The sequence below is a fragment of the Solihabitans fulvus genome (assembly GCF_008386585.1).
In the GTDB taxonomy this organism is placed as follows: domain Bacteria; phylum Actinomycetota; class Actinomycetes; order Mycobacteriales; family Pseudonocardiaceae; genus Solihabitans; species Solihabitans fulvus.
On the sequence record NZ_VUOB01000064.1, the window covers coordinates 69,422 to 80,304 of the forward strand.

General features: G+C 72.7%; 13 protein-coding genes. 4 read left to right on the top strand and 9 right to left on the bottom strand.

What is annotated here, in order from left to right; genetic code table 11:
* Positions 1 to 56 precede the first annotated feature (56 nt).
* Both F0L68_RS31800 and F0L68_RS31805 read right to left on the bottom strand, forming a co-directional pair.
* A complete protein-coding gene (locus F0L68_RS31800; RefSeq protein ID WP_223199309.1) occupies positions 57 to 1,031 on the bottom strand; it encodes a serine hydrolase in 975 nt (324 codons plus the stop codon).
* A gap of 177 nt (positions 1,032 to 1,208) precedes the next feature.
* Complete coding sequence (locus F0L68_RS31805) at positions 1,209 to 2,201, bottom strand: helix-turn-helix transcriptional regulator (protein WP_149853556.1); 993 nt, start codon at positions 2,199 to 2,201, stop codon at positions 1,209 to 1,211.
* A gap of 91 nt (positions 2,202 to 2,292) precedes the next feature.
* Between F0L68_RS31805 and F0L68_RS31810 the strand changes: the two genes are divergently transcribed.
* Complete coding sequence (locus F0L68_RS31810; RefSeq protein WP_149853557.1) at positions 2,293 to 2,691, top strand: VOC family protein; 399 nt, start codon at positions 2,293 to 2,295, stop codon at positions 2,689 to 2,691.
* An 18-nt stretch (positions 2,692 to 2,709) separates the two neighbouring features.
* Here F0L68_RS31810 and F0L68_RS31815 read toward each other — a convergent pair whose 3' ends face one another.
* Entirely contained in the window at positions 2,710 to 3,012 is a 303-nt protein-coding gene (locus F0L68_RS31815; protein ID WP_188316933.1) for a YbaB/EbfC family nucleoid-associated protein, read from the bottom strand.
* A 114-nt stretch (positions 3,013 to 3,126) separates the two neighbouring features.
* Between F0L68_RS31815 and F0L68_RS31820 the strand changes: the two genes are divergently transcribed.
* Entirely contained in the window at positions 3,127 to 3,396 is a 270-nt protein-coding gene (locus F0L68_RS31820) for a hypothetical protein (RefSeq protein ID WP_149853558.1), read from the top strand.
* 46 nt (positions 3,397 to 3,442) lie between these two features.
* Here F0L68_RS31820 and F0L68_RS31825 read toward each other — a convergent pair whose 3' ends face one another.
* The 4 genes from F0L68_RS31825 to F0L68_RS31840 all read right to left on the bottom strand — a co-directional run bounded on the left by F0L68_RS31825 (position 3,443) and on the right by F0L68_RS31840 (position 7,522).
* Positions 3,443 to 4,069 (bottom strand): SAM-dependent methyltransferase, encoded by a 627-nt coding sequence (locus F0L68_RS31825; protein ID WP_149853559.1) that lies wholly within the window; start codon positions 4,067 to 4,069, stop codon positions 3,443 to 3,445.
* Between the two features lie 55 nt (positions 4,070 to 4,124).
* On the bottom strand, positions 4,125 to 5,165 hold the full coding sequence (locus F0L68_RS31830) for an NAD(P)/FAD-dependent oxidoreductase (protein ID WP_149853560.1): 1,041 nt from the start codon (positions 5,163 to 5,165) through the stop codon (positions 4,125 to 4,127).
* Positions 5,166 to 5,340: 175 nt separating this feature from the next.
* Positions 5,341 to 6,510, bottom strand: coding sequence for an alpha/beta hydrolase (locus tag F0L68_RS31835; RefSeq protein WP_149853561.1), 1,170 nt, complete (start codon positions 6,508 to 6,510; stop codon positions 5,341 to 5,343).
* Between the two features lie 97 nt (positions 6,511 to 6,607).
* Positions 6,608 to 7,522: a LysR family transcriptional regulator gene (locus F0L68_RS31840; protein WP_149853562.1), complete on the bottom strand. Its 915-nt coding sequence runs from the start codon at positions 7,520 to 7,522 to the stop codon at positions 6,608 to 6,610.
* A 171-nt stretch (positions 7,523 to 7,693) separates the two neighbouring features.
* Between F0L68_RS31840 and F0L68_RS31845 the strand changes: the two genes are divergently transcribed.
* Positions 7,694 to 9,058 (top strand): alpha-lytic protease prodomain-containing protein, encoded by a 1,365-nt coding sequence (locus tag F0L68_RS31845; RefSeq protein WP_149853563.1) that lies wholly within the window; start codon positions 7,694 to 7,696, stop codon positions 9,056 to 9,058.
* Positions 9,059 to 9,130: 72 nt separating this feature from the next.
* Here F0L68_RS31845 and F0L68_RS31850 read toward each other — a convergent pair whose 3' ends face one another.
* Positions 9,131 to 9,604, bottom strand: coding sequence for a GNAT family N-acetyltransferase (locus F0L68_RS31850; RefSeq protein ID WP_149853564.1), 474 nt, complete (start codon positions 9,602 to 9,604; stop codon positions 9,131 to 9,133).
* A gap of 95 nt (positions 9,605 to 9,699) precedes the next feature.
* Here F0L68_RS31850 and F0L68_RS31855 point away from each other — a divergent pair, with 95 nt between their 5' ends.
* Positions 9,700 to 10,056, top strand: coding sequence for a hypothetical protein (locus tag F0L68_RS31855; protein WP_149853565.1), 357 nt, complete (start codon positions 9,700 to 9,702; stop codon positions 10,054 to 10,056).
* A gap of 107 nt (positions 10,057 to 10,163) precedes the next feature.
* Here the strand turns inward: F0L68_RS31855 and F0L68_RS31860 are convergent, their stop codons facing one another.
* Positions 10,164 to 10,853, bottom strand: coding sequence for a histidine phosphatase family protein (locus tag F0L68_RS31860; protein WP_149853566.1), 690 nt, complete (start codon positions 10,851 to 10,853; stop codon positions 10,164 to 10,166).
* Between the last annotated feature and the right edge of the window lie 30 nt (positions 10,854 to 10,883).

Below are 10,883 nucleotides of genomic sequence, written 5' to 3' on the forward strand. Positions count from 1 at the left end.
CCGTAACATGCCTCAAACATCCTCATGTTACGGAACGATAGGGAAGTTCAGGGAAGCTAGGACAGCGGCGAGAGCACACTCGTCAACGCGCCGATCCCCGCGGTGACCGCCTCCGGCATCGAGCCGTAGGAATCCGACGCGTCCGACACGAGCAGCGCCACCGCGTACCGCGAACCCGCCCCCACCAGCCCGGTCGTGTTGAACGCCGCCACCGAACCGCTGGTGCCCCACCCCTGCTTGATCGCCCACGTCGCGTGCGGCAGGCCGTTGGGAATACCGAAGAACTGGTCCGTGCCGTCAGCCGCGGTCTGCTGCGCCCCCGACAGCGCGCCCAGGATCAGGTCGCGGTCGGCCGGCGCCAGCTGGTCGGTGATGTACCGGTACACCGCGACCACGTCCTGGGCGGTGATCTGCGTGTCGCCCCACTCCCCCGGGTCGGCCGGCGGCTGCGTCCCCGTCAGCCCCATCAGGCTCGCCATCCGCGTGATGATCGCCGGACCGCCGTCCGCGTCCCACAGGCCGTCCGCGATCCCGTCGTCGCTGGCCGAGAGCATCTGGTGCAACTGCGCCTGCGTCGCCTCGTCGGGCACCACCCAACTCCCGCTGTCCAGCACGTCCAACGCGATCAGCAGCTTCACCACCGACATCGAGGCGAACTGCTGGTCGGCGCCGAGGCTCGTCACCACCGCACCGGTCTGCCGGTCGAACACCTCGAGCCCGACGCCGGCGTCGGGCACCACGGCCCGCACGGCCTGCTGCACCCGCGCCGCGGCGGCGGCCTGGTCGGCGGGCGAGAGCGTCGGAACGGGCACCGTGGTGGTCGTGGTCGGCGGCACGGTCGGCGTGCTCGACTCGGTGGTCGTCGTGGTCGTGGTCGTCGTGGTGGTGGGCGGACTGCTGGCGGTGGACTGAGACGCGACCTGCTGTGCCACGGCCGAGGGCCCCGAGGTCGACGCCATCACCACCGTGGCTGTCACGCCGACGGCGGCAGCCCCGGCCAGCGCCACAGACACCAGCAGCATTCGCTTCATGCCTAGGAGACGAACCAGAAGGCCGTCTGGTTACCCGCTTTCACGGAGTTCTCAGGCAGCTTTCAGTCAACGTCCAGGTGTCAGCTCGGTGTCCCGGCGTTCGGGCTCGTTTCTGAGTGAAGGATTAACTTCATTCAACACTGAAGTAATCGATATAACTGCATATGCACGAACCCGCTACCCGAGCGAACTCCGCTGGGCCGAACGGGTGAGTCGGCCGGCGAGTGCCACGACGAGGTCACGGAGCTCGTCCGGTCGCTCGATGACGAACGGCAGGTCCAGCGACGCCAGCACGGCGGGCAGCCAGTCGAGCCGCTCCACCCGCAGTTCGACGCGGGACCAAGGCGCGGAGTCCGCGCCGCTCACCGAGGGCGACTCCGCCACGATCGCGAGGCCGGCGGGGAGCCGAGCGCGGATCTGCTCGGCAGTCCCCTGGACCCGCAGCGTCACCTCGTGCCGGTACGGAGCGCTGGCGAGCCCCGTCAGCACCCGCTCCGCCGGGTCGAGTCCGTCGGGCGGCGCGAACGACCCGGGCAGGGTCCGTGCACTGGCGATGCGATCCAACCGGAACGTCCGGTGTTCGCCGATCTCCGGATCGGCACCCGTCACGTACCACCTGCCCGAGTGGGCAACGAGCCCGTGCGGGTGCAGCGTGCGTTCGCTGTGCCTGCCGTCGGCGGCGGTGTACCGGATCGAGACCGGCCGGTGATGGCTCACCGCGTCGGCGATCGACAGCAGGACCGCGGCCTCCGGAGCGGGTGCCTGACCGGCCGGAGCCGTGAAGGCGATGGAACCGAGCACGGCGTCGAGTCGGCGACCGAGCCGCTCGGGCAGCACCCGCCGGATCTTCGCCGCCGCCGTCTCGCCCGCCGCGCCCGCGGCCGTCAGCAGGCCGGCCCGGCGCCCAGCGACCAGGCCGAGCAGGACAGCCAGCGCCTCGTCGTCGCTCAGCATGAGCGGAGGCATGCGGTAACCGGAGGCGAGCCGGTAGCCGCCGTAGCGGCCACGCACCGATTCGACGGGCACGTCGAGGTCGACGAGGTGGTCGACGTACCGCCGCACCGTGCGCTCGTCCACGTCGAGCCGGTCGGCGAGTTCGGCCACGGTCCGGATGCCGCCCGATTGCAGGAGCTCCAACAGGGTGAGCACGCGAGCAATGGGTCGGGACATGCCCAGAAGTCTCCCTCGCATACCGGGCGGATTCTGCCCGGTATCCGTCCTAGCGTGCGGTCACCAGCACTGACCGACCAGGAGAGACCCCATGAACTTCGTCTCGATCCGCATCATCACCGGCGACGTCGCCCGCCTCGTCGACTTCTACGAGCGCGCCACCTCGGTGCCGGCGAACTGGGCCAACGAGGACTTCGCCGAGCTCAGGACCGCCTCGGCCACCCTCGCGATCGGCAGCACCCGCACCGTCCCTCTGTTCGCGCCCGGCTCCGCCCACCCGGTCGACAACCGAAGCGTCATCATCGAGTTCCTCGTCGACGACGTGGACAGCGTGCACCAGAACCTGACCGGCTTCGTGGAGGACTTCGTCAACGAACCCACCACGATGCCCTGGGGCAACCGCGCGCTCCTGTTCCGCGACCCCGACGGCAACCTCGTCAACTTCTTCACCCCGGTCACCCCAGCCGCCATCGAGAAGTTCGCCCGCTGACAAACCCCCAGACGGCGCCTACCTCGTCGGTGCGGCCGGCCGCCCGCGCGCCTTCTGTTGCGCCGCGCGGGCGGCCTGGAGCACCGATTCCGCCAGGTCCGTCGCGGTCGCCTGCTCCAGCAACGCGGCGTTGACGGCGACCTCGACCACCTCGCCGTCGTCGTCCACCGCCACCTCGACCAGCGCCCACTCGTCCTGCGCCCGAAACACCTGCCGCTCGCTCCGCTGACGCCGGGACAACGGCGCCCGATCGGCGTGCTCGGCAGGCTCGGCCGCAGCGAGCATGGCGTCAAGCGAGGGCAGCTCCGGATGGCCCGACATCGTTCCCCTCCACGGTCACGCCGCACGCGGCGACCATGATCGGATGCGGCCGGCGGCGGATCGGTTCCCCCGGTCCACCAGGAACTATCCGCCGCCGCCGGACGTCCCTATGACATGGCCTGGTCTCGCGCGCAGCTCGACACACCCCGAGGACGGGCCGCTCCCCCGTTCTCCGGCGAGGCCCATTGGGTCCGCGCCACCGTCCACGCCGGACGCCCCAGGAAGCGGGCCGCTCCCCCGGAGCGCGCCAACTGGCTGGAGCCCTCCTTCGACCTGCCGGTCAAGGGCACGCCGCCGCAGCAGGCGACCCGGCCGCGCACACTCCTGCACGGTGCCACCTGGGGCCTCGACGACGAGTCGCTCCCCTCCCCCGACCTCGGCTGACCCGGCATCGCACCGACGGCCCGCCGGAACGCCCTCAGGGACGCCCTCAGGGACGCCTGCGGGCTCGCAACACGGCGTCGTGGATGGTGGTCTCCCTGCCCTCCGCGTGGTTGGTGAGCCTCGGGCGCGTGTCGGCGGCCAGGATCTCCCACCGCTCCGGATCGAGGGAGTCCGCGATCTCCTCGGCCGAGTAGAACATCTCGGGCACCGGCGGCCGATGGCTCGTGGTCTCCAGGTCGACCGGGTGGTGGCCCACGATCAGCAGCGTCCCACCGGGCGCCACCGAGACGGCCAACCCGGCGAACAGCGGCCCGCGCTGCTCCGGCGGAAACTGCATGAACTGGGCGGAGACCAGGTCGAAGGTCCCCTCGACCGGTGGCACTGCGGTCAGCAGGTCCCTGCGCACCCAGCTGATCCGCGCTGCGGCGTCCTGGTCGAAGGCCTCGGCGTGCTCCTCGGCGCGCCGCAGGGCCGCCGTGGCGAAGTCGACCGCCGTCACCCGCCAGCCGCGCACGGCCAGCCAGATCGAGTCGGCCCCCTCGCCGCAGCCGGCGTCGAGCGCCGTGCCCGGAGCGAGGTCGGCGACGTCGGCCACGAGCTGCGAATTGGGCCGCCCGCTCCACACCGCGGTGCTGGAGCCGTAACGCTCCTCCCAGTACTGCTCGTCGAACATGCGACAGAACTCCTTGTCGTCAAAGGGAAAAAGGAACTGGCGGGCAGGTCTGGCCTCAGACGCCGTGGCGGCGGTCGCCGAGCACCAGCTCGCAGGCCTCCCGCTCGGCCTCGGCGGAGAACGGCTCGTGGCGGTTGTCGAGCTCGGCGACGGCGTGCCGCACCTCTTCCTGGACCAGGTCGGCGTTGAGGGCCGCGCCCGCCCTGAGCCCGGCCGCGGCGGCGAGGATCACCTGGGCCCCGAGGTCGGTGACGTTGCCGGCCACCCATACCCCGGGAACCGCCGTGGCCCCGGTGGGATCGGCCGGCACGTGGGTGCCGAACACGTGGCCGCCCACCAGCTGCTCCACCGGCTCGACACCGAGGCCGCGGAGCAGGTCGGTGCGGGCGGTGAACCTCGGCGCGACCACCACGGCCTGCCGTGCGACGCGCTCGCCGGAGCGCAGCAACACACCCGTCAGCCGGTCGTCCGTCGTCTCCACGGCCGCGACCTCGCCGGACACGAGCGGGATGCCCATGGCGGCGAGCTGGTCGCGGTCCTCGCGGCCCAGCTCCGGCGCGGTGTGCTGGAACACCACCACGTCCGCGCTCAGCTGCCGGAACAACAGCGCCTGGTGCACCGCGAACGGGCCGGTGGCTAGAACGCCGATCGCCTGGTCGCGCACCTCCCAGCCGTGGCAGTACGGGCAGTGCAGGACATCGCGGCCCCACCGCTCGGCCAGCCCTGGGAGGCAGGGCAGCTCGTCCACCAGGCCGGTGGTCACCAGCAGCCGCCGCGCCAGCACCGTTCGGCCGTCGGCCAGCGTGACGCGGAAGGCCGGGTCTCCCTCCTCGCCGCCGACGCGCTCGGCCGAGGTGGCCAGGGCGCCGACGCGCTCGCCGCCGTAGCCGGTCACCTCGGCGCGTCCCTCGGCCAGCAGGTCGCCTGGCGCCATGCCCTCGCGCGCCAGGTAGTTGTGCACGTGCCCGGCCGGCGCGTTGCGCGGCTCGCCCGCGTCCACCACCAGCACCGAGCGACGCGACCGGCTCAGCGTCACCGCCGCGCTGAGCCCGGCCGCTCCCCCGCCGACGATCACCACGTCGTACTTCGTATCCACCACGCGCTCCCTCGCTCAACGACTGTGCGCAGAGGACTGTGTGCGCGTCGCGGCGAGTTTGACAAGCGATGTTGCCGGTATGGCAAACCGAGGTTCACTTCGGTTAACACTGAAATCATCGAGCAAACTGCATATGCAGGAAACGGGGTTCTGGGCCGCCGCACCCGTTCGGCGGCTACGGTCGGCCGGCGGCCGGCAGGAACCCGTTGAGCGCGTCTGCCACCAGCTCGGGTCGCTCCAGCGTCTGCATGTGCGGGGTGGCCGGCAGCTCCTGGAACCTCGCTCCCGGGATGCGGCCGGCCAGGTCGGACAGCACCTCCGGCCGGATCGCCGCGTCGGCCCCGCCGGCCAGGACCAGCGTCGGCGCCGAGAACTCGCCGAGCCTGCCCCGCACGTCCAGGGTCCGGTAGGCGCGCCACATGGCGGCCCAGTCGGCCGGGTCGAAGCGCAGGAGGCGCTCGCGCGCGTACCGCACGCCCCAGCCGTTCTCCGCGAGCGCGTCGGCGGTGAACCAGCGGGTCAGCGTCGACGCGACCATGGCCCGCATGCCGTGGGCCTCCGCTGCGACGGCCCTGGCCTCGAAGGCCTCGGGGAAGGTCACGTCGACGGTGGCCAGCAGCGCCAGCGACTCGACGCGCTCCGGGTACGCGACGGCGGCGGCCTGCGCGATCGCGCCGCCGAGGGACAGGCCGACGACGTGCGCCCGATCCAGGCCGAGGGCGTCCAGGACGCCGACCAGGTCGCGGGCCGTGTCGGCCATGGTGAACGGGGTCGGCGCGCCGGCGGCGTGACCGTGGCCGCGGAGGTCGTAGGCGAACACCCTGCGGCCCTCGGCGATCCGGTCCAGCACCGGTTCCCACATGCACCAGTCCACCCCGAGTGAGTGCACCAGCAGCACGGCGGGACCGGCCTCGCCCCGCTGAGCCACCAGCGTCTCGTGGTCGGCCAGCGTGACCTGGCTGGTCCTCGGCGGTCGCGGCAGGCCCGCGTCGGTCAGCGCCCGGTCCACCATGGCCAGCGCGTTGAGCCCACGAGGGAAGCCGGCGTAGAGCGCGACGTGCTCGCAGAGCGCGCGCAGTTCCGCCGGTGACACGCCCTGGCCGAGCGCGGATTTGGTGTGCCTGGCGAGCTGCGCCTCGGCTCCCCCGATGGCGGCGAGGATCGCGACGGTGGCGATCTCCCGGTCGGCGCGGCCGAGTTCGGCGTGCGCGAGGGTCGATGCCGCACTGTCCAGCACCGTGTCGTAGAGCTGCGGTGACCGCAGGCGGACCTCCGCGAGGGCGTCCTCCGGCGGCGCGCCGATCAGTCCCTCGAACTCGCGTCGGCCCCGATCGCGGCGGTTCATGGCGGGCTCCCCTGTCCTCGGTGCGCCCTGGGCGGCGCTCCCGGGCAATCCTCGGCGCTGCCGGTCTTAGTTGTCCAAGATCTCATCGGACTGGTGGTCAGTCGTCTGTCGTCTCACCGGGGCCGGTGGCCAGCGTGGGGTGGCGGCCGACGAACTCGATGAACGCGGCGAGCGCCGGGCCGGGGCGGCGGCCTGCGGACCAGGCCAGCGTCGGCGTCCAGACCGGCTCGGGGTCGAGGCGGATCACGCGCACCGGCTGCCCCGGCTCCTCCGCGACGGAGCGCGGCACGACGGCGGCGGCGACCCCGAGGCTGGCCAGCGCGCGGGCCGTGCCGTAGTCGCGGGTCTCGAAGCGGAACCGTGGCGCGGCGCCCGCGGTCGCCAGCGCCGCCAGGACGATGTCCCGCACCACGGCGCCGGGCGGATAGGAGACCAGGTCGAGCCCGTCGAGCGCGGCGACGCGCAGCCGACGCCGGCCGGCCAGCGGACCCTCCGTGGACGCGATGAGCACCAACGGTTCCGTGCCGAGCGGCAGGCAGGCGAGGCGACTGTCGTCGGCCTGCCGAGAGGCCGCGAGGATCGCCGCGTCGAGCCGGCCGGCGTGCAGGTCTGCCGTCTTTTCCTCGGTGGTCAGCTCGCGCAGCTCCACCTCGATCGCCGGGTTGGCGCGGCAGAACTCGGTCAGCAGCCTGGCCAGCCGCACGGTCAAGCCCCTGGCGCTGCCGAGGCGGATCCGGCCGCGCGTGCCGCCGGCCCAGCCGAGCATCTCCTCCTCGACCGCCGCGAGGTCGGACAGGATCCGCTCGGCGTGCTCGAGCAGCGTCGTGCCGGCTGGCGTGATCGCGACCCGGTGGTTGTCCCGCTCGAACAGCGTCAGGCCGAGCTGCCGCTCCAGCTTGCGGATCTGTTGCGACAGCGCGGGTTGCGCGAGGTTGAGCGACTCGGCGGCGCGGGTGAAGTGCAGCTCCCGTGCGACGGCGCGGAAGTACTCCAGCTGACGCGAACTGATCATCGGTGGACTATCTCATCGGTGCGTCGGTCAGACCATGCCCGTCTCGCCGCTGTCCGCATTCGTTCGGTCTATGGCCTTCCGTTGTGCCGCCACGTGGTGGCTTGTCCAGACCAGTCATTGGTCTATACCTATGACAACCGGTGTTCCCTGCACACGACCGGGAGACAACCCATGAACCGAAAACTGGCCACCCGCCTTACCGGGGCGGCCTTCCTGACCGCGGTTGTGGCCGCCGCGCTGACCGCGCCGGCGGTGTCCGCGGCGGCCAGCACGACTGGGCTGACCACGACCCCCACCCTCGACCGCGCCGGGGCAGCCGCCTCGCCGCAGATGCTCGCCGCAATGCAGCGGGACCTCGGGCTGACCGCGAGCCAGGCGCACGACCGAATCGCCAGGGAAGTCCGCGCCGCCGCGACCGACCGGACCCTCACCGGCGCGCTCGACGCGAGCTACGGCGGATCCTGGCTCGTAGCGAACGCCGACCATCTGGTGGTGGCGGTCACCGACCAGGGCGCCGCGACCACGGTTCGCCAGGCGGGGGCGGAACCCCGCCTCGTCTCGCACAGCCTGCGCGAGCTGAACTCCATCCAGGCGCAGCTCGACCGGCACGGTTCGGCCGCGCCGAGGTCGGTGCCCGGCTGGCACGTCGACGTCACCACCAACAGCGTCGTCGTGCTCTACCACCACGACACCATCGACGCGGCGCGCGCGTTCGTCGCGTCCGCCGGCGTCGAGGCGACGCGCGTGCGGCTGGTCGAGTCGACCGAGTCGCCCCGCCCGCTCTACGACGTGCGCGGCGGCGATGCCTACTACATCAACGGAAACGAGCGGTGCTCGGTCGGCTTCTCCGTCAACGGCGGCTTCGTGTCCGCTGGCCACTGCGGCACGCCGGGCTCGACGACCGCCGGCGTCAACCAGGCCGCGCAGGGCACGTTCCAGGCCTCGACGTTCCCCGGCCGCGACTACTCCTGGGTCGCGGTGAACTCGAGCTGGACGCCGCGCGGCGTGGTGAACGACTACAGCGGCGGGGAGGTCACCGTGGCGGGCTCCACCGAGTCCCCGGTGGGCTCCTCGGTGTGCCGGTCCGGCTCGACCAGCGGCTGGCACTGCGGCACGGTCCAGGAGCAGAACGCGAGCGTGACCTACCCCGAGGGCACGGTCAACTCGCTGACCAGGACCAACGCCTGCGCGGAGCCGGGTGACTCCGGCGGGTCGTGGCTGACCGGCCAGCAGGCCCAGGGCGTCACCTCAGGCGGTTCGGGCGACTGCACCTCCGGCGGCACGACCTACTTCCAGCCGGTGAACCCGATCCTGGCCGCGTACGGCCTCACGCTGATCACCTCGGGCGGCAACCCGCCTCCCCCACCGCCGACGGGTTGCGGCGGCCTGGCCGCGTGGTCGGCGAGCACCGCCTACAAGCCGGGCGACGCGGTGTCCTACAACGGGCACAAGTGGAACTCCACCTGGTACTCGACCGGCGCCCAGCCGGACGCGCCCGGTTCCTGGGCGGTATGGCAGGACGCCGGCTCCTGCTGATCGCCCCATGAGGACGGCGGGTTCGGCCGGATTCACCCTCCACACAGGCCGGACCCGCCGTCGTTCCCCCGATCAACGCGCCGGGGACAACTCCCAATTCGTCCACAGTGGACGGTATCCGCAGCGGTTCCAGAACGGCGCCGACAGCGGGTTCAAAGCCGCGTGGTGCAACAGGATGGCCGCGGCCCCCGCGCGGTCGGCGGCGGCGTGCGCGCGCCGGATCAACGCGGCCCCCACTCCCCCGCCCCGGTGCCGCTCGGCGACCGACTGGCAGGACAGGTAGGCGGCGGGCGCCGCCGCGACCAGCGGCGCGAACCAGGACGACTCGCTCGGCGGCTCCATCCTGGTCACCCCGATCACCTCGCCGTCGTGCTCGGCGACCCACACCCACGGCCGGTCGACGGCCAGGGCGGCCGCGCACACCTCGCGGAACAACGCTTCCGTGTTGGCTCGCTCCGCCGTCCCGCTCACCTGCTCGGCATAGCGGGTTTCCGCCAGGTGCAGCGCGACGACCGCGTCGAGGTCGGCGAGGTCGGCCCTGCGCACCGGGACGCTCGGCGAGGGCGGGGTCGGGCGGCGGGCGGGGGCGGACCGCGATCACCGTGTCCGGCACCAACCCGTGCGCGCGAAGTGGTTTCGTCATGGCCACATCCCGGCTCGGCCAGCTGACGATCGCCGAGGAGTCCGGCCCCGGCGGCAGGTCGGGTCCGGCGAGTTCCGCGCGCCACCTGGCCAACAGCGCGGCCAGCGCGTCGGCGTCGGTCACCCGCGCGAACAGCCGACGTTGGTCGAGCGCGCCCCAGGTGGCCACGAGGTCGTTCGGGTCGATCAGGAAACGGCGCGCGAGCCCGACCCCGCCGGGAACCACCAGCAGCGCTTCGCCCGCCGCCGGCTCCGGCAAGGCGCGCACCGCGGGCAGCAGCGGATCGACGGCCCGCATCCGCTCCCGATGCGCAGCCACCACCGCGTCGTCCGGCATGGCTCCCCTCTCCGCGTGATCCTCTGCGCGTGATCACTCGAAGTCCACCGCACCTCGGCGACGCGCGCCAGAGGCCAGCTCGAACTCCTGCCGAGGATCAGCGGGACGGCGCAGCGGCCGTCCGGGTCACGCGGTGCCGCCGACCACCGCGTCGGAGGACGCGGCGGCGTCCGGCTTCGGCTTGGGCGGGACGACCCCGGACAGGTCTCCCCCGTTGTCGTTGACGCGCAGCACGAACGGCCGGGTCTCGGTGTACTGCACCACCGACACCGAGCACGGGTCGACCACGATTCGCTGGAAGCCGTCCAGGTGTACGCCGAGCGCGTCGGCGAGCACCGCCTTGATCACGTCGCCGTGGCTGCACGCCACCCACACCGCCCCTGCGCCGTGCTCGGCCGCGACGCGCGCGTCGTGCGCGCGGATCGCGGCCACCGCGCGCGCCTGCACGGCCGCGAGCCCCTCCCCTTCAGGGAAGACGGCCGCGGACGGGTGCTGCTGCACGACCGACCAGAGCGGTTCCTTGGCCAGGGTGGCCAGTTCCCGGTTGGTCCAGCCGCCGTAGTCCACTTCGGACAGATCCGGCACCTCGACCGCGTCGAGGCCGCGGGCGGCCAGCAGCGGCGCGACGGTCTCGGCGCAGCGCTGGAGCGGCGAGCGCACCACCGCGGCCAGCGGGATCTTCGCCAGCCGGTCCACCAGGGCCGCGGCCTGGGCGACCCCGGACTCGTCCAGCCCGACCCCCGGCGTCCGTCCGGCGAGCACGCCGGAGCCGTTCGCGGTCGAACGAGCGTGCCGGAGCAGGATCACGGTAGCCACCCGGCGAGCTTAGAGCTCCTAACACGATGG